We start from the raw sequence: 24293 nt of genomic DNA, 5'->3' as shown, positions 1-24293 counted from the left end.
GGTCAGTTCCTTCCTGAAGATGCGAGGGCATTCATGACCGCATCCGCCTCGGGTTCCACTGCGGTCCATCCGAGTGACGCGAGGGACTCTCGATCGTCATCATCGAGCCCCCAGGCGGTCGCGACGCGCTCATCCTCCCAGACGAAGGAGAACGGGATGCCGTCGCCCAACTCGAGTCCCATCTTCGGGATCGGGATGCCGGGGGCGGCGGCGAGCGCGGCGATCAGGATCTTCTCCGCGGAGGTGGCGCCCTCGGCGAGGGTCTTCCATTCGATGCTGACGTTCGCGAGCGGGAAGTCAACGTGCCCGAGCACGCCCGTCGAGCCAGCGTCCCCGCCCGCGTCGACGACCTGTGACAGCGCGAGGATCTCGACACCGCTGAGATCGTGTCTCCAACCGATCACGTTCGACAGATGCAACCAGAGTCGCCATGCGTCCGTGAAACCCTCAGCGCTGACAGCAGCGTCTCGGTCGTCGATGATCAGGGCGAACTCCGATGCGCCCTGATCGCCCATCCGAGTCGCGTGGACGAGAGCGCCGCGATCCACGACCCAGATCATTGAGTCGTCCGAAGTCGGATCGGCAGCCCCGCGCATCACCGCGGATGCCGAATCGACGGGCGTGACGTCGGGCGCCGGACCACCGGCGCTCCTCGTCATCATGGGGAATGCACGAGCGATCTTGTCGCGGCGCTTCGCCTCCCCGGCTGGGTCCTGCATCCACTCCATGAGCGTCGTCAACGGATCGGCGTGGAGTCGGTCGAGCTGCACCAGCGGAAGCTGATACATCGGAGCGATCCGCTCGGCGAAGCCGGGGTCGATCCAGTCGTGGGGCAGCGCGTCGTCGTCCTGCAGATCGGCCCACGTCACCGCGAGCACCCGGTGTCCGCCGTTGCGTGCGAGCGCCCGCTTCCCGGCATCTTCGGCGAGCTTATTGTGCTGGATGCTGGCGTGGAATGCCTTCCCGTCGGTGTAGATCGCGATGGGTTCGGCTCCGCCGCCGTGCTGTTCGAGGACGAAGTCAGGCTTCGTGAATCCGAGCGACACCTGCGGGCTCAGCTTCCAGATGCGCGCGTCCCCCGGGAAGCTCACCTGGACCTTGTTGCCCCAGTCCCCGGGCTTCTCCTTCACGGTTCCGCCGAGCTTCCGTGCTCGCTCGATGAAGCGCATCCTGAACAGTTGCTCGATCGTGGACTCGTCGAGCACGACTCCCGGGTCCTGCTCGACGGGCACGAATGCGTGGGGCTCACCATCGGTACCCACGCGCAGCAGTTTCGCGAGCGCCTGTTCGGCGCTCGCCCGCGAGACGACGCTCGTGTTCCCGCTCGCATACGGCAACAGGCACCGATGGCAGGCGGCGCGCTGCTCGCTACGGCATTCGCAGTCGCGGACGATCCTCCACGCCGTCGACAGCAACTCGAACATTTGATTCGGATCGGCGAGTTCGGCGAGGTAGCCCGTGCCACCCGGCACCGCGTCATGCACGAGCAGGGATTCCGCGGTCGTGTCGTCACCGACGGGCTCGATCGTCGAGATGACGCGAAGATGATCGGGGTCGCCACCTATGACCTCACGTAGCCCACGCATCAGCGCGGCCGCCAGGCTCGGCACGGCGAGCGAGTCGCCGAGCGTGATCCCGATGGGGAGACGCAGGAATGTCCCCTGCGTGACGAGCGTGCGGCTGAGCGCGAGCGCGATCGTGTGCTCTCGGGTCTCCCGGCGCCGAGCGCACCACGAACGATGATCGCTCGGGCGGTTTCCACCCGATTGCGAGTCCTGCTTGCCGCAGGTGTCACACACACGGAACAGCGGAGTGTGGTGTTCCCGACCGGCGATGATCCGTACCTCGCCTCCGGCACTCTGTCGTCCGAGGTTGAGCCACCGGATCGTCAGGTCGCGCGCGTAGGTGACACCGAAATGCGTCTCGTCGTCGAACCAGCGCCTGGCCACGCCGGCCGGGTCGAGATCTGCAGCGACCTGAACGGTGAAGCGCGTGCGGCGGCGCTCGTCGCTGCGGTCGCTGATCGAAGCCTCGTCGCGGCGCGCGATGGCCGACACCGTGTCGAGTTCGACCACGCGAAGTCGCTGGGCGACGTCGTTCAGTCCCTTCGCCCCGCACCGTGGACAGATGTTCAGCCCGTCTCCTGCCACGAGGTTGCGCCCATGACCGCATCGTGCGCAGAACGCCCACTCCTGCACGGCTTCGCCCCCGGGACCGAGATCGACGGCGTCGATCTCGATCTCCAAGCCCTGAGCGTAGAAGTAGGCGCCAGGCGCGAGCTCCTGGATCGCGACCGAGGCGCCGCGCTGATAGCTCACCGGATCCTCCTGCCAGCTCCCGGTCTCGGGGTCGACCCACGAGATCGCGGCGTCGAGCGTCACCGAGTCGTCGAGCAGGGTGTAGTTCGGCAGAAGGCCGAATCGCTCGAGCGAAGCGACCCAATGGTCGGTGTGCAGCTCGTTCAGCTGGCGGCCCAGCATACGGTGGGTGATCCTCGCCGTGCGAAGATTCTCCTCGGCGTCCGGCTCGAGGCCGAGATCCTTGGCGGCTTCCAGATCAGGGATCGCGTCGGCGATCTCCTTACGACGGAATGCCAGGGCTTCGATCTGCTTGTTCCAGCGCTGCACGGCATCGCGCACGGTATCCGCGAGTGGCGAGGTGCCGTCATCGCTGACGGGTGTTGCGAACGCACGCAACCGTTCTGCCGTCAGGGGGGCGATCCCGGGCAGGCTCGCGAGGAACTCCTCGACGTGCTGCTCGTGATGGCCGTCCGCGTCGTCGATCAGGTTGCCGAGAAGTGTGCCGCGTTCGCTGGACGCCAGCACGTCGTGGGTGTCGGTCTGCGTCAGCAGCCCGGCCCCGGTGCGTCGGTCGAGCAGAGACGCGATGTACTGCCGCTGGACGATCTCCTGGGCATCGAGATAGGTGGCCGGCGGGCGGACGGCTCCGTTGATGACCGACAGCGGATCACCCATTCGGGGCAGCTGGTCGCCGCGACCGGTGACCGTGGCGATCGAGAGAGCGTTGCCCGTGAGGCGTCCGGCGCGGCCCACCCGCTGCAGGTATGAGGCCACGGTTCGCGGCAGACCTGCGAGCATCACGGTCGACAGGTCGCCGATGTCGATGCCCATCTCGAGTGTCGGGGTGGCCACCAGCACGTTCGGTGCGGACGGGTCTTCGTCCGAGGACTTGAAGGCGTTCTCATACTGCAGCCTCAGATCGTCGTCGAGAAGACCTGTGTGCTCGCGCGCGACGACGCGCCGCATCTGCCCCTCGTCGTACAAGCCGCGGTAGTAGTTCTGACCTGTCTGCGCCGCGCGCAGCCTGCCGGGGCACCGCGCCGACATGCACGGCCCGTCGCGCAGGGCGGCCACAGCGGAGGGAAGGCCCGTGACCGGGTTCTGGCAGACGTCGCAGACGAGTCGGGTTCGTCCGTCGAAGAGTTCAGTGTCGGTCACCGGCGCCACGATCACGGATGCCGGGGGGATGGCGTAAACGGTGGCGGATCCGGTCGCGATGCTCATCGCGTGCAGCAGTCCGTCCTTCGCCAGAGAAGCCAGGAGCGCGGCAGTGAGTGTCGCCCCTTCGGCCGCCGTGACCGAGAGGGCCTTGCGCGCCCACGTCGCGAACCAACTCTGCGACGATGACACCACGTCGAGATGCGTGCGGTGCCCGTCCGTGCCCGTCGGCGCATGGGGTCCGACGCGCGGGAAGGCAGGCGCCTCTCGCCCGGGTGGGAACGCAGGCATGCCTGTCCCGCGGGGGCGTCCGCCCGACACGTTCCAGCGACGACCGTCTTCGGCGATGTACTTCGCGAACCACTCGTGCTCGATGGCACCGCGTTCGCGCATGCGCTCCAGCACGCCGCGCACCCAACGCAGCACGATCGCCGGATCCGCGTCGGCAGCCGACAGCCCTTCGAGGGTCTCCGAGCCTCCGTCGACCAGCACCTTCCGGCCGAGCGCCTCGAGCTTGGCGTCGGACGCGTCGACGCCTGCCGCCAGACTGCCGGTGAGTTCGAGCGTGCGTCCGACGCGGGAGTGCAGTCCGAACTCCATCGCCACGTCGAAGAGCAGGCGTCGGTTGATCCGAGTGCGCACCTGGGTCGGCACCTGGCGCAGGGTGTCGCTCGACCAGAACGGCGCGAAGTCCTCGCGCTCCACGAGCTCGGGAGCCACGAGCCGATACCTGGCGTCGGGGTCATCGCCTGCCTGCTGCACCATGCGGGTGACGATCTCGTCGAGCGGAGCAGGCTGATCGCCCACCGCCTGCCGGATGGCGTTGCGCAGCGCGAACACGTGTGCGCGGCTCTGTACGAATCCGGCCCGGTGCGCGGCATCCTGCACGCTGTCGGTGAAGATGAGGGCCTTCTTCTCCGCACGGTCGAGCTGGGCGTCGCCGAAGAGCGTGGTCACGATCACGCTGAGCATCGTCGCCATGGCCGACCCGAGGAAGCGGATGCCGTCACGGCGCTGACATGCCGGACACACGTCGTCGCGCGAGTCGTCGCTCGCGTCATCGCCGGTCAGAGTCAGGACGGGCAGATGGACCGCCGTGCCGTCGTCATCCTCAGGGACAGTCGCGGAGACGCGACGCAGCTCGGGATCGAACCAGGTCAAGCCCGCGACGGGGGTACCGGCCTCGAATGACTCGGCTTCGCCGGGAGCATGCAGCAGTGCCCGAAAGCGACTGCGCGTCTCGCGCGAGGCGTGATTGCGACGGATGCTCTCGTCATCGGCCGAAAGTTCGTTGCCGGTCGGGGCGAGCTCGACGCCCCAGCCGCTGCGACCGCAGTGGCGGCAGTAGATCGCTGGAAACACGGCGAACTCGCCGTCGTCGAGCAGGGCATCGCTCGGCCCGTCATCCGACCACGAGAATCGCACGATGGGGGAGGCGGCCCGGTCGATGCGGGTCAGTTCGCGAACCCAGAGGTTGAGGTCGATCGACAATGCGGCCCGGCCGACTCGTGCGCGCACATGGCTGAGCATCGCGAAGACGCGGGTGAGGAAGGTGCGTCGCACATCGCGCCGCGACTCGAACGTCTCGTCGGTCCCCAGGCCGCGCGGCAGCAGCTGATCGGCGAGGTCGTCGATCGAGATCGCCTTGTCAGCGGCCTGCGCGATGGAGTGGATCAGGGGGTGGGCAGCGACGCTCGCCAGGAGGTCCTCGTCCGGTAGATCCGCCCATTCGACGCGTGTATACGCCACGTCAGGATCGGTGGATGCCGAATACAGGAGGTCGAGCACAGTTGCGGCGATCTCCGACGAGGATGCGTCCTCCTCGATATCGGCCTCGGCGACGGCTGTGGCGAGAGCATTGTTGATGCCGGCCGCCGGGGTCGTCGGAATACGGCCGGCGGCGCGGGCGTTCTGGATCCACAGGCGCGCCGACTGCCGGGTCTCGGTGACGACGCTCGCGGTGTCGAACGGTCGGCGGAACACGGTCTCCGCGAACGCGAGCATGCCCGACGGGTCGCCGTCGTCACCGAGAGTCGCGCTGGTCGCGATCGGTGTCGCGTCACCGAGGGGGAAGGCTTCGAACTCGGCGTCGAGAGGTCGCGCGTCACCGCGTGAGCGACGCAACGCGAGCCCGAGTCGCCGCAGCAACATCGCGACGTCGGTGCCCTGCGCGCCGTCGTAGGTGTGGAACTCGTCGAGCACCAGGTATTGCAGGCCCTGGCTCATCGCCTCTACGAGTGAACGGTCGGCGGGGCGCAGCAGCACCTGATCGAGCATCTTGTAGTTGGTCAGCAGGATGTCGGGCGGATCGTCGCGGATCGTCTCGCGGTGGTTGATGAGGCCGTCGTCGGTGACTCGTGTGCGCTTCGCACCCGCCTGTTCACCGGTGTAGAGCGCCGCGCGCACGCCCTTGAGCGCGTCATGTCCGCGGATCATCTCAGCGATACGTCGCGCCTGGTCGTTCGCCAGTGCGTTCATCGGATAGAGGATGAGGGCCTTCACGCCGTCTGCGCCCGCCGCTTTCGCCCGCAACACATGATCGAGGATCGGATACAGGAACGCCTCGGTCTTCCCCGAGCCTGTTCCGGTGACGACGAGTGTCGGAAGGGGGTGCTCCTTCACCGATCCGTCGGGTTGCTGTCCCAGGTTCGAGCTGCTGAGACGACGGAACGCATCGGCCTGGTGGCCGTAAGGCGTGTTGCCCTCGTACCAGTCGAGTGTCTCCCGCCATCCGTCGTCTGCCGCACGGAACGGGATGCGCGCCCGGACGAACGGACCGCGGAAGATGCCCGCCTCGGGATCGGTGAGGAACTCGGTGAGCGACCGCTGAGCGTCGACATCCGACAGCGCGAAGGTCGTGGTGAGGTAGTCGATTAGAGCCTCGCGGATCTGCACCGCCTGACGCGAGGGAAGCAGTTCACTCATGAGCGCTCCTGCAGGATCTTCTCGAAGTGGGCGTAGGCCCGACGCATGTCGGTCTCACGGTCGAGCGTGACGAACGGCAGCTCGTACTCGTAGGTGTTGCCTGACGCGTTCGTCGCGGTTCGCTCCTCCTGTGAGATCGCCTCGCCCTTCTGGCGCCACACCCTCAGCACCTCGTTCGGGACGAGGCGCCCATTGGCGTCGTAGAAATACGCGTTGCGGTCGTAGCCGTAGAGCACGGCGAACTGAGTTCGATAGATCGTGCAGAGTTCGTCAGCGGTGATGCCGAGCGACAGTGCGACGATGGCGTCGATCTCGACCTGTGCCTGGCGGCGATCGGATGCTCGGCGAAGAGGGACGTCGGGAGTCCAGGAGGCACTGTCGACAGAAACAGATGCAGCGCCTGCGCCCTCCGCGTTGGTCGTCCATTGATCGGTCCGCCATTCGTCCTCGAACGCATCTGCCAGCAGCGGGGCATACGCCGAAGTGATCATACTCAATCGTGCAACTCGCAGAGTGAGCGCGGGCGTCAAATGATTCTGGCGACCTGCCAGGTTTGCAACGGTCTGAAAGCGAATGTTCGCCTTCGGCGCTGCGCGGACGACCATATCGTTACATATGGATGACATGCACGCCTGCAGAACGAGCAGGTCACGAGCCGTGGCTTTTGGCGCGCCGACCGTTTGCATGCCGTCAATATGCGTTGCTCCAGGTGGCACAAGTGAGCTAATGAGGGTTCGCTCGCCCGTGTTCGCTGCCATCTTCCGCCAGGCGATGCGGTAGTGGTCGCGGGCAGGAACTCGGTCCGGCCCCCAATGCGTGTAGGCGGCGTCGTACTCGGCGCGTGGCTTGGCTGGCTTATAGGAGGTGATGGGCATCGCATTCGGCGCGAGCGTTTCCAGGTCCACCGGCGACCAGTCCAGATTGTGGAGCATCGTCGAGTTCGGGGACTTGTAGAAGGGGTTGCTGACGAAGAGGTGCGGGCCTTGCAGGATTGCGTCATCCCAAGACGTCGACTCGCCCCAAGATTTTGAGAAGAACCCCTTGTTGAAGTCGGTTGTCTCATTCCAGCCCTGTGAGAACTCAAGACCGAAGGACTCGAGTCTGGGTGCGCTGGCGAGTTTCGCCAACACAGTGGCGGTAGCGCGATTGACCGCGTAAACCATCCGAGTGCGCCGGAGCGGCGTGGCTTCGTCCTCAAGTAGCGCGTGCCATGACCTCAGCACATCGTCGTCGACGGTCGTGATGCGGCCACTGTGCGCGCTGAGATCCCAATTGCCTTCGACATTCTTGATGCCGGGTTCGGCGCCGTCGCCGTTGTGTCGCAGTGAGCTGACTACGGTCTCCGGGTGATACAGGTTCGTCGCCATCCGGAACCGCGGCTGCCGTGCTGCCCCGTAGACATGCACGCCATAGGAGACGAGGTGGTGGATCTCGAACAAGGAGAGCTCGTTGATGAACTGCCAATGACGTCTCAGATGCTCGTACGTCGCTTCCCGAAGGTGGCCCGCTTTCTCATCTGTGAAGTGGCTCTCCGGGTGAATCAGAGCCACAGCGCCGGTCGGCTTGAGATGAGCCCAGGTCAGCTCCATGAAGCACCGGTAGAGGTCCGGTCGTAACCCAACAAGGTGGGGATAGTTGTTCAGGGAGCCAAGGTACGAGCGGGTCGCTACGGCTGCAACGGCGTCATCGACATGGGCTGCCGACGCCGCGAGATCCGCGGTGACGGCTGATCGGTGCTGAGTGAAGTCCTCAGTCGATGGTTTGGAGACTAACGCGAACCAGACATCATTCTCGGCCAGTGACGCAGCCGCATCGAAGTCAGGTCGCACCCATGGCGGGTTCCCGACCTGCAGGTCGAAGCCGCCTTGCGCGAATTCCCCCGCGAAGTCGAGTTCCCAGTGGAAAAAGCCGGTCGTATTGGCGATCCGTTCCGAAGCGCGCAGCCACGCATGCGCTCCCAGAGCGTCGTCGACACTCTCCACCTGTGCGAAGCCGAGCTCGACCTCCTCGGCTGCGTCGAGGTCGTGCCAGTTCGTCGGCAGACCCAGCGTCTGTGAACCATCCGACGCGCGCTTAGGGGCCTTCACCTCGGCGTGCACGCCGAGGAGGGCAGTGAGGCCGTCGAGCCACCCGTCGAACGTCGGCGGCGCTGCGCCATCCGTCAGGGAGTCGGTGAGCGGCCAGAACCACATCGCGCACCAGGCGTCCATCACGCGACGAAGGCGCTGGTATGCGCCATTCGGGTCCTTCAGGAAACGCTCGATCTCGTCGCGTGTGATCGCAGCAGCGGGCTCATGGGTCTCACGCGGGTCGTTCCACAACGTCACTTCTCGGCGCACCTGCGACTCGGCGATTTCCAGCCGACGCAGCGTGAACTGCCACAGCACCTCGACTCGATGGCTCAGACCGAGCAGCCGATCGAGCTGCTTCTTCGAGGGCTTTCTGCGCATCTCGTTGCGCCAGGCGCGGAGCTTCGCGTGTGCTTCGGGCGCGAGCTCCTTGCCTTCCTTGGCATCGACGGCGGCGCCCCAGCCTTCGGCGGGCAACAGGAAGTGATGGACCCGTCCGCTCGTCGCCGAGCCGATCCGGCCCTCCCGCATGTCGTCGACGAGCGAGGCCACGGGGACATCTGTCGGCACGTCCTTGAGCCATGCCTTGTCACTGACCTGTTGCGACGAGTACACCGCTCGCCGGGCACCGATGAGTGAGTTACCCCGCCGCAGGCGTAGCCCGAACCACGGTGCCTGCAGCCCGTCGACCATGGTGTCGAGCCACAGCGAGATCTCGGCGAGTTCCACGGCGGTCGCGTTGAGGTCGACGCCGTACACCTGGTGCAGGGCGATCGCGGCTTTGGCCCTCTGCAGCTCGCGCGGACGCTCGTCAGGGTCGATGCGTTCGCCGACCTCCCGCTCGCGACGGCTGAGATACTCATCGGCGAGTTGGCGCACCGCCTCGATGGCGAACGCACCCGAGCCGAGGGCGGGCTCACACACGCTCAGGCTGAGGATCTCTTCGGCCGACGTGGTGTGACCCTCCTGATCGAGCAGCTCCTCGAGTGCCTGGCCGACAACGAACTTCGTCAGGACTTCGGGAGAGTAATACGAGGCCGAGGTCTGGCGTTCACGGCCGGAGAGCCGGAAGACGAACTCGCCTCCGCGATACCGCCGCTGCACCCGCTCGTGGGTGATCGGGTCCTCGGCCATCACGAAGTGCTGCTTCGCGATGTCGTGCGCGCGCTCGACGGGCACGACCCACGAGCCCTTCGACGAGTCGCCGTCCTTCGCCACCTCGAACAGGTCGGTCTCGGCGAAGAAGCCGCTGTACGACATCAGGCCCTCGTACACGGCCCCGAGCTGGTTGATGCCGAGGTCGGCGTACGAGATGAAGCCGCGATCTCCGCCCTTCTCGGTCCGCTCCTCACGCGTGAGCAAGAGCAGCGAGAGCACGCGCTGCAAAGCTCCGTCGCCGAGTTTCGCCGCATCGATCAGCGCGACGGACTGTTGTCGGAACAGATCGGCGCTCAGCGGATGGAACTCGAGTCCTTCGGGGAGATCTGCCTCGTCGGTAGCGGTCGACTTCTCATGGCCGACGTCGACGAGGCGGAATAGGGTGTCGAGCGACTCGTGCAGGTGAGTGCGGTGGCGGGATTCCTCGCCGAGCTCGACGAGCACGAGCTCGCGCAGCCGGTCGAGGCCGTACCCCAGGGCGTACTCCGGTGCACCGACGGGAAGCACACGCAGCTCGGGCGATGCTTCGGCGAACAGCAGGAACAGCACGCGGTAGAGATATCTCAGCGACTGCCGGGCCAGTGTGTTCGCCTCGCTCGAGGGCAACGGGTCGAGTCCTTGCGCGGCACGGCGGCGCACGACCTCGTTGGCGATGATCTCGATCGATTCCCGCACGCCGTCACGGAGGTCTTTCGATACACCGACGGTGTGCTTGACCGAGTCGTCAAGCGTCTCGGTCCACCACGTGGTGCCGTCGACGTCGGGTGAGGCCGACTCCGCGGCAAGCGCAGCGACGGCACGATCGAACTCGCCACCCCGTTTCTTCACCTCGTTGCGGTCGAGTACGAGCTGCAGATCGACGGCGAGGTAGCGGCCTTCGGCCCAGCGCTCGCGTTCGACGACGAGCGCCTTCGCGCCGCTGAGCACCACCGCGAACGCCGGAGCGTCATCACTCGTGAACAGCCATGAGAGAGCCCGCGCCACGGACATGACCTCGTCGGTCTCGTCTTCCGGCAGGAACGGCTCGAGCAGTGTCGGCTTGTTCTTCGACAGGAGATGGACCACGTCGGCGACAGGGCAAGCGAAGACCAGGGCAGCTGAGACCTCGGTGGCGTCCTTCGGCGCGAGCAGCGTGATCGGCCCGTTCGTCTCGCGGCGCCAGCGAGCATCTTCGTAGCCGAGGGCGGTGGCGAGGGGAGCGAGGATCTCGCTGCGGTAGCGGCCCGCATCGACCTCGATCACCGCATCGTTGTCCGCGTCCGTGTCGACGTTGGAGAGCAGCGACGTTAGTGCGGCTCCTGCCGCCGCGAGGCGCGACCGAGGCGTCTTCTCTCCCGCGCTCTCGCGCTCCTCCCAGTCCTTGCGGCGGGTGATGACTCGGCCCAGGAACGACTGCTTCGCAGACTCTGTGTTGAAGTAGTGCTCGCTGATCCAGTCTTCCCCGACGATGAACGCGTCCGATGGCATCTCAGGCCTCCTCAGGGACGACGACGAGCAGCGGGCGGGCGAGGTGTCGCGAGGGAAGCATCGAACGAGCTGTGCGTTCCTCGTCCTTCACGGCGGAGCGGCGACCTTTGAGATCCGCACGCTGGACGAGGTCACCCGACGTCTCGATCCACGACTCCACCCGCTGGGACCATTCGTCGACGCGACGGCGTGCGTCGGCCGCCGCGGCCTCGGTCGTCACTACGAGATGTGCCACGGCTCGGTCCACGGCGCGCGGGATGAGATCCTGCAGCGCCTCGAAGTCGTCGATCGGACCCGGGTTCGTGTGGGTCGAGGTGATGCCGAGGTCTGCGAGCGCCTCTCCCGCACTCGCGTAGGGGTGGATCATCCCGCCCGCGACCGTCACGAAGCTCGTCGCGATCACCTGACCTCGGGCGTTGCTGAGAGTGCCGAGCAGCAGCACGGTCGGCACCGGCACGTCTCCACCCACGACGAAGATCTCGTTTCGCCCGAGCTTCGCGAGGACACGATCACCGGCCCAGTCGAGTACGGGATGCAGCGGCCCGAGATAGTGCGTTTCGGGCCACAGGCTTTGTCGTTCCGAAGTGTCGTCACGGGCGTCCTTGAGCGAGGCCTTGGCCCGGGTCTCGGTGGTCGCGAGCTTCATGTCGTCGAGCACCTTGCGCTCCTGCAGGTAGGTCTGCGGCAGGACGGTCAGTCGTTGCTTCAGGTCGTCGGTCGGGCTGAGCTCGACCATCCCGTATCCCGAGTGGACCTTCCAGTCCACGCCGCCCGCACCGAGGTTCTCGGCCGGTGTCTCGAACACCTCATGGAGGGCGGACTGCAGGTAGTCGGCATCCGACTCGAAGAGGCCGGTGGTGCCGCCGTCGTCGATGGCGGCGGAGACCGCGGTGGGGGTCGACTCGGAGTATCCCTGCAGGAACGCTCGCCACGGGTCGTCGGAATCGCCCGTGACGTCGGTGACTCCCGGGACGACCTCATCGAGCGGGTCGCCCTTCATCAGCGCCTGCTCGATCGCCTTCTCCTCGGCGGCGACGCTGTAAGCGCCCATGAGAACGGCAGCGTCGCCGAGAGCGCCATGAGCTTCGTTCTCGCGTTCGACGAGTCTTTGCAAAACCCGCATGTCACCCGAGAAGCGCTCATTCGACGGGCTCAGCAGCAGCGTGGTGATCTGGGGCGGGTGCTGCTGACCGTAGCGGTCGATGCGGCCGTTGCGCTGCTCGATGCGGATGAGGCTCCACGGAATGTCGAAGTGGACCAGTTCATGGCACTGCGAGTGCAGGTTCACACCCTCCGACGCGATATCGCCGGTGATCAGAACACGGATCGGTGACGAAGACTGCTTGAACGATTCGACCACGGCCTGCTGTTCGACGTCGGAGAGGCCACCGTGCAGGATCTCGACATGGTCGTCCTTGAGCTTGAGCTCTTCACGGAGGCGGGATCGCAGCCAGTGGAGGGTCGCGACTCGCTCCGAGAAGATGACCACACGTTCGGTCGAACCGCGCGCGATACCGATCTGCTTGAGGTAGGCGACGAGCTTCGTCAGCTTGGTCGACTCGCCCTCGGTGCTGGCCTTCGCCAGGGACTCCAAGCGCCGGAGGGCTTCCAGCTCACGATCCTGCTCGAGGGTGCGGGTGTCGCCGAGAGTGCGGATGCGGTTGCGAACGGATTCCAGAAGCGCGGGCGGGCTGGAGAGATACGCCTTCGCGAGGGTCCAAGGGAACAGTCCCTTGTTGTCCCCCGAGTATGGGTTGCTCACCTGCGGGTAGAGCCAGACCTCGGCGAGTTCGTCGGCGACGGCATCCTCTGCCGGTGACGCGGCGGCGACCAGATGCTGCAGCTCCTTGCGCTCCGCCCACTGATCGCCGACCTCACGCTTGACCTCATCTGAGTAACGGTGTCGCCGAATCACGAGGCGATCGAGGGCCTGTGGATCCACGTCACCGTTCGGGGAGACGGCGGTGGGCTCGAGAAGGCGGATGAGCTCGGCGAACGATTCCTTGCGTCCGTTGTGAGGAGTGGCCGACGCGAGGATCAGGGCCTCGGTGTTCGGGGCGAGCACGCGGGCGAGGGCGTTGTTCTTGGTGACGCCGGTGAGGTTGTGCGACTCGTCGACGACGACCGCATCCCACTGCTGCCGGCGCAGGTGATTCAGGTAGCGATCCTGCTTGAGGGTGTCGACCGAGATGATCACGCGCTTGTAGAGGCTGAAAGGATTGCGTGTGGCCGGCAGTCTCTGACGCACACGCTGGATGCCCACGGAGTCGAGGCGCACGAACGGGAGCGCGAAACGGGTCCACATCTCGAACTGCATCTGCTCGAGTACGTGCTTCGGCGTGACGATGAGGATTCGCTCGCCGCGCCCCCGTCGTACGAGCTCGGAGAGGATCATCCCGATCTCGATCGTCTTGCCAAGGCCTACGGTGTCGGCGAGGAGGACGCGAGGGCGGAGCTGTTCCGAACTCAGAGCCTTGCGCACCGCGCTGCGCTGGTAGCCAAGGGTGTCGGTGAGCATCCGCGTCGAAACCGACAGGTCGCCCTCGCCGAGCGGGAGAGGCGTGCGGCGCAGCGTGGACTCCAACCACAGGCGGCTCTGCCGGTGTCCTGGGGATGTGTCGGAGCGAAGCCGCGCGGCGCGTGGATCGAGCGGCACGATGTCGTCGAGGCCTTCGTAGAACGCAGCGCGGGTGTCACGGACCAACTCGGATAGTCCGGTGACCTCGACCAACAGGCCATCACGCGTCGGGGACGCGTTGGTCACGAGCCAGTCGGCGTCGCGAACCGTGACGATCGACCCCGGAGCCACATTGAGCGTGCTCGAAGCGGCATCCTGATGCGATGTCTGCACGACGTCGTACCTCCCCTGACCGGTCTGCGGTCGATCCGCTCTCCGCCATCGTATCGATCTGATCGGAACCGAAGAATTTATCGATTCGTCGGACATTCAACGGCTCGACTTCATGCGGACGGATGAATCCTCCTCCATAATGATCGCCAGGGGGTGGCGTTCGAAGCGGAATGTCTGAGGTCCTCCGTAACGTCACTCGGCTGAGCACTCGCCTCGGCGCGGACGAACGTTCCGCTGACAGGAGGAGAGGTTCGACATGAGCTGGCCGGAGCTGATGGATCCCACGTTGCAGGATCACATCTCGGAGCGACAGTCCAAGGCGCTGCGCGTCTACGAGGAAGACCATGATCTGCTGGTCGAGCATGTCCGTCAGGAGGACAGCTTCAAGTCCGGCGGTTACGGGACGAGGCAGATCCCGGAGCTGTTGCAGAACGCGGTGGATGCGCTCGCAGCGGGCGGATCCTCCGGAATGGTCGAGTTCCGCCTCGCCGACGGAGCGCTGTACTGCGCCAATGAGGGCGCGGGATTTGACGCCGACGGATTGACGGCCGTCACCTATGCGTTCCTGAGTTCCAAGCGCGGCGACGAGATCGGCCGCTTCGGGCTGGGCTTCAAGTCGGTGCTGGGGGTCAGCGATCACCCGCAGATCTTCAGCCGGGCGGTGAGTTTCGGTTTCAACGCCCCCGAGACCGCGGAGTTGTTCGCCGGCATCCCGTCAGCTGGGGGACGCTACCCGCTTCTGCGCGTGCCCAGCATGATCGATGTCGAGGCGGCTCGGCGCGAGGATCAGAACCTGGCGGAGATGATGGGGTGGGCGACGACCATCGTCAAGCTCCCGCTCAGCCGCGAGGGCGCACGACTGCGCGAAGAGCTGCAGGAGTTCAAACCCGAGTCGCTCCTCTTCTTCAAGGGGCTGGATCGACTCAGAATCACGCTGCAGGACCGACCCGGCACGGCGGCCGTCTCCCGTGACTTCAAGCGCGAAGGTCGGCTCGAACATGGCGAGGTGGTCATCGTCGATCCTGATGGAGAACGATCGCGTTGGCTCTTCGCGGAGCGGACGTACAAGCCGACCATCGATGTCGCGTCGACCCTTCCCGAAACCGCATTGCGCCAGACGATGACGATCTCGTATGCGGTACGCCCGGAGGGCCGCGCCATGCCTGGGCAGCTCTGGGCATGGTTTCCGCTCCGCGATGCGACGACCGCGAGCGGGATCTTCAACGCTCCATGGCAGGTGAACGACGATCGCACTTCGTTGATCGTCAGTTCCGCGTTGAATCGGGCGATGCTGGAGGTCGGTGCTGAGCTGTTCCTCGACGTCGTCGCGCGCGCTTCGACACCCGAAGATCCCGGAGCGCATCTCGATCTGTTCCCCGGGCGGGGGAAGGAGATCCGCAGCGCTGCCGACGCCGTGCTCTCGGCTGAAATCCCTCTCAGAGCACGAACTCGGGCGCTGATCCCGAACGTCGCGGGTGAGCTCAAGGTTCCGTCCTATTTCCGTGGCGTGCCTGACATAGAGAAGACCCCGCTCACGGTGGCTGCTGCTCAGATCTGGCAGTCGCACGCCCCGAGACAGACCATGCCGCATGCGCGGTGCTTCTCGAGCCCGACTCGGCGAAACAGACTGCGGGCGTTGCTCGGGGGCAGCGAGGACGAGCGGAGTGCTCAGGAGTCCGGCATCGCTGCCTGGCTCAACGAACTGGTCACGGACGATGGGACAGAGGGGCCGCTCGCGGCTTTAGACATCCTCGCTGAACTCCGGGCCGGCGCGCAGCAGACCTACGAGGCTGCTCGCTCCGCGCATGTGCTCCCGCTCCAGGGAAGCGGTTGGGCTCGGGCCGACCAGAGGGACACGGTGCTGCTGCCCGTGCCCGGAGCCGTGGTTCCGGATGGTGTGCGCCTCGTCCGCGCGGACATCGCGGAAGCAGCGGGGGATCGATTGCGCGAGCTCGGGTTCCGGGGGATATCAGGCGACGAAGCGGCTTCCGCGCTTGCGGCCTCGGCGACCGACCGGTGGGGGGAAGGCGAGTGGGAGAAGCTCTGGCGCACGCTGAACGCGGCGACGCCGCACGTCGCCGCCCGCGCTCTCGAAGGGATCCGGGCTCGCGGCGCGCGTGTCCTGATGAAGACCGAGGGAGGTACGTGGCGGGCGGCGGAAGACCTCGTCGCTGACGGAAGCGTCGCGCGCGACGTCTCGACCCGTCAGGTCGATGGCTCGGTCGTGCCTAATGTGGCCCTTCGAAAGGCTGCGGGGGCTTTCTCGGCGCCGGCACGAGACCGGGACCTCTGGCATGACCGCCTTCGAGCTGACTACGTCAGTACCATCGAGGACGTGGTCCGCCGCTATCTGGCGAAGAACGGCCTTTCGGCGACGCGGATCACTGTTCCCGACCTGCGGGGTGTCGGGCCGCTCGACCTGTTGGCCGATGATCTGAGCGTGCAGGATCGGGTCGCGTGGACACACGCTCTTCTGTCTGCAATGGGAGCCACGGAGTTCGTCCTCGACGTCCCGACCCGAGCCGGCAAAGCCGAGATCCGAGTCTCGACGATGGAGTGGTGGGCGGTTCGCACTCGCGGTCTGATCCAGACCTCGGGTGGGCCTAGAAAGCTGAGCGAGGCGGTCTCGGGCGCGCTTCGCCGATTCTCGACATTCCTGCCGGTGGCGATCGGCGATGCGGTTGTCGGCGTCCCGCTACCGAAGGAGCTGGATTCCGTTCCGAACGGCATGCTCGCGGACTTCCTGACGCAGGAAGGATATGAACTCAGGGATCCGCATGAGTTCGCCGAGCTCATCACCGAGTGCGCCACCCGTGCCGACCTGCCCACACCGGATCGAGTGCCAGCGGTCATCAACGGGACGGTCGTGCTCACGCCACGGGCGGAGGTCGCGGTGGTGGTGAACGGCGTCGGCATCGCAGACCTAGAGGAGGCCGGTGTCGCGTACATCCCCACCTCGGGTTCCGCTGACGTGCTCAAGAGGCGTTGGGGACTGATCTCCGCGGAGGACGCGCTTCACCAGTCGGTCGAAGTCAGTGGCATATCGGACGCGATCCCGCTTCTCGACATCCACCCGAGTCTGCAGAATCACGTTCTCACGCCGCTGGGAAAGATCACTGTGGCTCGCGCGTCATCCATCCATCGCGTGCTTCAGAGCTCGAGGGGAACAAAGAAGAAGCGTCTCCGTTCCACCCATCAGGAGCGCGCAGTCACCGTCGACGCATCGTTGGAGCCCGACGCCGCACTCGCCGCGATCTCCTCAGAGCTCGAGCTCGGGCTCGGGCCAGATGACGTCAGGTCTGTGATGCGTGATGACGAGCGGATGCGGCAGAGCGAACTCATAGCCTCAGCGCGTGCGGCCCGCAATGACGAAAAGCGGCTGTTGATCCTCGTGAGCGCGGATGAGCTGCGCGGCGCCCTGCCGGCGGGTTTGCTCGATGCGGTGGAGGCCAACACCGGAACTCTGGACGACCGCAACGTCGCCGAGCTCTTCCTGCGGGTGTACGGGCAGGACTCGGTGCGCGAACTGCGCGAGGTGCTTCGGCGTCGGGGCATCGCTGTCCCCGATCGATGGGACGGCTCGCCCGCGGCGCAGGCAGCGGTGAAGAATCTCGGGTTCGACACCTCGTACGCGGGAACGCGCGAGAAGCGGCCGTCGGCCGTGAGCCATATCCAGGGACAGCTCACACTCAGTCCACTCCACCCGTACCAGCGCGCAGTGGCCGACAAGATCCGCGACCTTGTCACCGCCGAAGACCCCGCGGGAAAGCGCGGACTTCTCTATCTGCCGACCGGCGCGGGAAAGACCCGTGTGACCGTGGAGGCGCTCGTCCATCTGATGAAGTCGGGCGAGATTCCGTCGCCGGTGCTATGGATCGCTCAGAGCGAGGAGTTGTGCGAACAGGCGATCCACTCCTTCACCGAGGTCTGGCGCGCGTTCGGGGACGAGCGTGCCCTCGACGTCAGCCGGTTCTGGGGCGGATACGAGTTGGATGAGTCGGACGAGGAGCTTCACGTGGTCGTCGCCATCGACGCCACTTTGGTCCGGCGACTCGGAGAGCCGCAATACAAGTGGTTGACGAACCCCGGAATCGTCGTCATCGACGAAGCTCACACCGCACTCTCGAAGTCGTACACGGAGATACTCCGGCACCTCGGGCTCACGGCGGCACGGACTGAGCGGCCGTTGCTCGGATTGACGGCGACGCCGTTCCGGGGCCGCAACGATGAGATCAACCAGCGTTTCGCCCAGCGTTTCGGTGAGAATCGACTCGAATCACTCGACCCTGACGATCCGATCGCGCAACTGAGGTCGTGGGACGTCCTGTCAGAGGTCGACTACGAGATCCTCAACGGCGTCGAGGTGGCCTTGGGTGACCAGGATGCCGAGTTCCAGCGGATGAAAGAGGTCACGCCGGGGATGCTCGCGGCGATCGGCCAGGACATGCAGCGGACTTTGACCGTCGTGGAGCACATCCAACGACAGAACAAGAAGTGGCCGATCCTAGTCTTCGCGGCGTCGGTGGCATCCGCGCACACCATTGCTGCGCTCCTGCGCTTGAACGATGTCAACGCGGATTCCGTGGATGGAGGTATGCGAAGGCAGCAACGTCGGCGCGTGATCGAACAGTTCAAATCCGGGGAGACGCAGGTACTGGTGAACTGCGACCTCCTCACCCAGGGGTTCGACGCCCCCAAGGTGCGTGCGCTCTATATCGCCCGCCCGACGTTCAGCCCGAACCGCTATCTGCAGATGGTGGGGCGAGGTCTTCGGGGCCCGAAGAACGGTGGTACCGAACGGTGCCTGATCGTGAACGTCGAGGACACCTTCGAACAGTTCGGCGAGGAACTGGCCTATAACGAGTTCGACTATCTCTGGAGCAAGGCATGACCGACATCGAGACGACCACTCTGGCGGAGCACGCTCAGCCGATCACCGATGCGCGCGAAGGAAGGGCGGCAGTCGTCGCCGAAGTGCGGCGTCGGTGGCTGGGGCCGCTTTACGGAGAGCGCGAGGTCTTGCAGCGCAGCCCTGTATACGCCTACCTTGTGGGCACGCTCTACCCCGTCGAACAGGGAACAGCGGTTCCTGCTGAACTGGACGAGGTCGAGGACTCAGCCGGAGCGGTGGCCGAAGAGGAGGAGATCGAGTGGGAATCGGCGGCCGATGACGGCGAGGGCGGTGACGCCGAGATCGAGGACCTCGGCGTCAACCTGACCGGTGCGTTCGGATGGGCACCGGCCTCCCTGGGAATGTCGTTCGTTCATGCCGGATCGACTCTGAGAGTCGATCTTTCGGCCGGGGTATATGAAAAGGGAAGCGACGAGCAGTGGACGCGACGGCCCTTGGGCGGCCGCGAGTTCATCGAGGTCGGTTCGAACGGTGAGATGTCGGTGCTCGAAGGGCGAGCGAAGCTGTCGTGGCGCTCGCGCCATCACAGGGGCCGCTGGCTGACCACAGTGGCGCTGTCCAACGACGCGAATGTCGCGGCAGGCGAAGCCAAGCGCTATCCGGAGCTGTGCCTCTTCCAGGTGGAGATGTCGTGCTCGGACGAGACCGGGCTGCTTCCCTACCCGCAGACGAGCGTTCACGTCTCCGCAGATGATCGCGAGCTGGCGTTCCGCTATCGGGACAAGCCGTCGTTCGCGATCGGCCATGGCGTTGCCGTCGAGTGCGTGCCGGCGTCGTCTCCGATCACCGTCCGAACGTCTGTCATTCCGCAGACCGAGGTGAGTGCGATCCGCGCGAAGCGAGGGGCCGGCGATGCCGTCAGGATGCGATGGCTGTCGGATGAGACGGTGCCCGTCCCCGACCTCGTCGAGGGGCTGTCGTCCGTCGCTCGGGATTACGCGGGTTGGATCTCAGAGCAGGAGGCCGAGGCTGCGAAGCTGGATGACGCCGACGGCGCTATCGCAGCAAGTATCGTCGAGCGGCAGCACCGCGCACTCGAACGTATCGAAGAGGGCATCCGAGTCCTCAGCGAGGATGCACAAGTACTGCAGGCGTTCCGGATGGCCAACACCGCGATGCGATGGCAGATGCTGCGGCAGCGCAAGGTCGTCGACAAAGAGACGCGTTACGGTCGGAAGCTCTTCGACGACAAAGGAGCAGACGAACCGACGTGGCGCCCGTTCCAGTTGGGGTTCATCCTCAGCGCGCTGGCTTCGACTGTGGATGATGCGCACGATGATCGCGATCTTGTCGATCTGATCTGGTTCCCCACGGGCGGAGGTAAGACCGAGGCGTACCTCGGCCTCGCCGCGATCGAGATGATCCGACGCAGGCTGGCCCGTGGACACAAGGGTGGCGGGATGGCTGTGCTGACGCGCTACACGATGCGCCTCCTCACCGCACAGCAGTTCCAGCGCGCGGCGACACTCATATGCGCGCTCGAACTGATGCGCGCGGACGATGAGCGGCTCGATGAAGCCCCCGATTTCTCGATCGGTCTCTGGTTGGGCAACTCCACCACTCCAGGCACGTACAAGCAGGCCGAGAAGCAGTTGCGCGAAGTGAGACAGCAAAGCCGCCCGGACAACCCTTTCCAACTGCTCGAGTGCCCGTGGTGCGCCGAGTCGATCATGCCGCCACGCAAGACGTCGAAGGATCGCCGATACGGGGTGAAGGCGAGCGCCTATGGGTTCGAGTTCTTCTGCCCGGATGACGATTGTCCCTTCTCCGACACGCTTCCGGTTCAAGTCGTCGATGAGGGCATCTACGCGAACCCCCCGACGATGTTGGTGGCCACAGTCGACAAACTCGCTCGTCTGGCCTGGATATCGGATGGATCCAGGATGTTTGGGATCGACAGCATCTGCGACGCTCCTTCGCTCGTGATCCAGGATGAGCTCCATCTCCTGTCCGGGCCGCTGGGCACCATCGTGGGTGCCTACGAGGCCGCGATCGGAGCCCTGCTCCGATGGAACGGCACAGGACCCAAGACGGTCGCTTCGACGGCGACCACCCGCGCGTCGGCGGACCAGGTTCAGGGGCTGATGGCGAAGAAGGTCGAGGCGTTCCCGCCTGCTGGGCTGCACGCCGAGGACAATCACTTCTCTGAACCCGACCCCGATGCTGCGGGAAGGCTCTATCTGGGAATCATGCCGCAGGCTCACACGCCTTCGTGGTCGATCGGTCAGATCGCGACCGAACTCCTCGACGCCCCGGTCGCCACCGGTTTGGCTGGGGAGGCGAAGGACCGGTACTGGACGCTTGCGGTTTACCACAACAGCCTTCGCGAACTCGGGCGCACGGTCACGATCCTTCGGGATGACGTTCAGAGCAACCTCGCGCGTCGGTCCGGCGGCGAGAAGCCGACTCGCGCTCTGGGCGCCGAAGGGGTGGAGGAGCTCAACGGCAACGTCCCCTCGGACGAGCTCATACGCCTCTTGCAGCGACTCGAGCGAGGGCCCGAGAACGCGGATGTGATCGATGCCCTGGCGACGACGAACATCATGTCGGTCGGGATCGACGTCCAACGGCTCGGGATGATGCTCGTGAACGGCCACACGAAGACGACCGCCGAGTACATCCAGGCGACCTCCCGTGTCGGACGTGGGACGACGCCGGGGCTGGTCGTCACGATGTTCCGCTCGGGAAAGCCGAGAGACAGGTCGGTGTTCGAATCGTTCGACGCGTATCACAGCGCCTATTACCGGTTCGTCGAACCGTCGAGCGTCACGCCCTGGTCTCTGCAGGCGCGGCGTCGGGCTCTGCGCGCAGCGCTGGTCATCCTCGTGAGGCATGGCGTCGGCAGGAACGGAAACGCTGATGCTGCGTACTTCGACGCTGATTCAGCGGGCGTCAAGAAGGCGGTTTCGTTGTTGAAGGAGCACATCGCATGCGCTGACCAACGCGAGGCGGAACAGGTCGGCCGCGAGATCGACGAGGCCGTCCTCGACTGGGTGGAGGTACGCGAGCGGGCTTCGTGGGCCGGCAAGTCGCTCGTGTACCAGTCGAAGGACCCGGAGGAGCGGCTGCTCCGCCAGTTCACCGAGCCAGGAGCGGGCTGGCCGGTGATGAACTCGATGCGGAATGTGGACAGGGTCGTGAAGGTGCGAGCGAAGGGAGAGAGAAATGGTTGAGTCGACGGTGAAGACGATCCGAGCCTCCGAGACGGTCGCCCCCTACGGTCCGGGAGCGATCGTGGACATCCTCGGTCAGTCGTTCATGGTGCCGACCGGAGACAAGTGGCCTTCGCAGAAGGTGCGAGAGAGGGTGGATTCGTCTCGACTCGCCGATGCCCTCCATGTTCAGGAACTGTGGGCGGCCCCGACGACGCACGAACCTGAGAAGGGCACGGTGCCGGGACTCGAGTTCGTCCGGTTCCCCGGGTGGCTCTTCTGTCAGGTGTGCCGCCGGTTGGTCAAGTGGAGCCCCAAGCTCGAGACCGGTCGCGCTCCACACTGCGCCGAGACCGGGTGCGACGGACGGCTTGTCCCGATGAGGTTCGTCCTCGTCTGCACGGAGAACAGCCACCTCGGTGACGTCCCATGGGGTGACTGGGCACATCGTGGATCTGAGGGCGATTGCAGATCATCCGAGAGGTTGCGCTTCCGCACGCTTGAAGGAGTCGGTGACGGTCTGAGCAGTCTCCAGGTCTCCTGCGATGCCTGCGGAGCGAAGAGGTCGCTGGGCGAACTCCGCCGCGATGCGTTGGCCAAGGACGGATTCTCCTGTAGGGGTACCCAGCCCTGGGAAAACGAGTGGACCGGCTGCGGAAAGCCCGTGGATGCGCAGCAGCGGGGCGCGACCAGCCTCCACTTCAGCGACTCCGTGAGTGCCATCGACATCCCGCCCGTTCCCAGTCGTGCATCCGACAAAGAGGACGCGATCCGTGGCCACGGGCTGTTCGACAGCCTCGGCGCCGCTGTCCCCGCGTTGCGCGACGGCATGGTCGCCCAGATGGTTACGGATCTCGGGGTATCGGTGGAGGAGATCGAGGCGCTGGTGGATGACGCCGGACCAGTCGAGCGCCGCGAGATCATGAGTACCCTTCAGAGCGACGAGTTCGAAGCATTCGTCAGGGCGGTTTCCGGAACCGCGCCCATGCAGGACTTCGTGACGAGGCCGATCAAGCTGCACCCGACGGGCGAGGATGCCAGCGATGGCGTGGCCGCGAGGATCCAGGACGTGGTGCTGGTCGACAGGCTCCGCGACGTCCGAGCGGTGCGAGGCTTCCGCAGGTACTCCCCGGAGGCGACTGCAGTCCCGGCTGTGCCGACACAGTCCTTCGAGAAGTCCTGGCTGCCGGCGGCCGAGGGATACGGTGAGGGGATCTTCATCCGTTTCGACGCTGCTGCCGTCGAGGAATGGGCAGCGCAGCCGGCGGTCAGAACTCTCGAGGAGACGCTCCTGGAGCATCAGAATCACTCCACTCTCGGGCTTCGCCTGCACGTCGTGTCCGCTGAGTACGTGTTGCTCCACTCGTTCGCGCATCTGTTGATGCGGGAGCTGGCATTCAGCAGCGGGTACACGGCGTCATCCTTGAGGGAGCGGGTGTACTGCGAGGATGCCGGCGACTACGGCGTCTTCATCTACACGACCACGGCGGACGTCGAAGGGACGCTCGGGGGTCTTGTCCGCCAAGGGGAGCGGGACCTGCTGGTGCCTGCGATCGTGGCAGCCCTCGAACAGGCCGCGTGGTGCCCGAACGATCCCGTGTGCGCTGAGTCGGAACCACAGAGCATCGACGGGCTGAATCTCGCCGCGTGTCACGCGTGCAGTCTCGCCCCCGAGACGTCGTGTGAATCGTCGAACCTACTGCTCGACAGGACGTTCGTGGTCGGAGGGGAGAAGGTCGTCGGGTTCTTCGGACCGGTTCTCGACGCTCTGCTCGGACAGCGCATCGGCTGATCGCGTTCGCACCGAATGGATGATCCGGGCGGCGACAGCATCGACGTCCGCCCGGATCTCGTGCTCCCAGAAACGCAGCACGAGCCATCCGCGTCGGGTGAGGGAGTCGGTGGTCTGTGCATCGCGCGCCCGGTTGGTCGAGATCTTGTCAGACCAGAACGCGGCGTTCGACTTCGGAGGTTGATGATGTTCCGGGCATCCGTGCCAGAAGCAGCCGTCGATCAGAACAGTGACCCGAGCGCGACGAAAAAGCATGTCGACCGTCCGGCGCAGATCTCGCTCGGGACGCGCGTGGACTCGGTAGCGGAGTCCCGCGGCATGAACGAGCCGTCGGACCTGCATTTCGGGCCCTGTGTCTCGGCCGCGGTTCGCGCGCATGGTCGCTCGTGCCGCGGGGCTGCTGGCCCACGAGGCGGATCCTTCAGATGCCGGCGACGCTTCCATCCGTCCATCCTGCAACGTCGTAGGATCAGATCAACCCGTTTGCTCTGCGGGTTTTCGACCGCCCG

7 protein-coding genes are annotated in these 24293 nt (G+C 65.6%); 3 read left to right on the top strand and 4 right to left on the bottom strand.

Annotation, left to right across the window (positions count from 1 at the left end; all coding sequences use genetic code 11):
• Positions 1–2: 2 nt before the first annotated feature.
• Genes ACIP5T_RS10845 through ACIP5T_RS10835 form a run of 3 tightly spaced genes read right to left on the bottom strand, consistent with a single transcriptional unit; the run spans position 3 to position 13928 of the window.
• Entirely contained in the window at positions 3–6383 is a 6381-nt protein-coding gene (locus tag ACIP5T_RS10845; protein WP_400863010.1) for a DEAD/DEAH box helicase, read from the bottom strand.
• Positions 6380–11077, bottom strand: a complete 4698-nt coding sequence (locus ACIP5T_RS10840) for an Eco57I restriction-modification methylase domain-containing protein (RefSeq protein ID WP_400863008.1) — start codon at positions 11075–11077, stop codon at positions 6380–6382. Before ACIP5T_RS10840 ends, ACIP5T_RS10845 begins: the two co-directional genes overlap by 4 nt.
• A gap of 1 nt (position 11078) precedes the next feature.
• The gene (locus ACIP5T_RS10835) at positions 11079–13928 is read right to left on the bottom strand and encodes a helicase-related protein (protein WP_400863006.1); all 2850 of its coding nucleotides are present in this window, start codon (positions 13926–13928) and stop codon (positions 11079–11081) included.
• 256 nt (positions 13929–14184) lie between these two features.
• On the opposite strand from ACIP5T_RS10835, the gene ACIP5T_RS10830 reads away from it, so the two are divergent.
• Genes ACIP5T_RS10830 through drmB form a run of 3 tightly spaced genes read left to right on the top strand, consistent with a single transcriptional unit; the run spans position 14185 to position 23784 of the window.
• Positions 14185–18819 (top strand): DEAD/DEAH box helicase family protein, encoded by a 4635-nt coding sequence (locus tag ACIP5T_RS10830; protein ID WP_400863005.1) that lies wholly within the window; start codon positions 14185–14187, stop codon positions 18817–18819.
• Positions 18816–22013 carry a helicase-related protein gene (locus ACIP5T_RS10825; RefSeq protein ID WP_400863003.1) on the top strand — a complete coding sequence of 1066 codons (3198 nt, stop codon included), beginning with the start codon at positions 18816–18818 and terminating at the stop codon, positions 22011–22013. Before ACIP5T_RS10830 ends, ACIP5T_RS10825 begins: the two co-directional genes overlap by 4 nt.
• Positions 22006–23784, top strand: a complete 1779-nt coding sequence (gene drmB, locus ACIP5T_RS10820) for a DrmB family protein (protein WP_400863001.1) — start codon at positions 22006–22008, stop codon at positions 23782–23784. Before ACIP5T_RS10825 ends, drmB begins: the two co-directional genes overlap by 8 nt.
• Here the strand turns inward: drmB and ACIP5T_RS10815 are convergent.
• The gene (locus ACIP5T_RS10815; RefSeq protein WP_400862999.1) at positions 23689–24228 is read right to left on the bottom strand and encodes a very short patch repair endonuclease; all 540 of its coding nucleotides are present in this window, start codon (positions 24226–24228) and stop codon (positions 23689–23691) included. The genes drmB and ACIP5T_RS10815 overlap by 96 nt on opposite strands.
• Between the last annotated feature and the right edge of the window lie 65 nt (positions 24229–24293).

It is taken from the genome of Microbacterium sp. NPDC088619 (assembly GCF_044752825.1).
In the GTDB taxonomy this organism is placed as follows: Bacteria; Actinomycetota; Actinomycetes; order Actinomycetales; family Microbacteriaceae; genus Microbacterium.
Note: the sequence above shows the minus strand (reverse complement) of the source record. Positions and strands in the feature narration are given on the sequence as shown.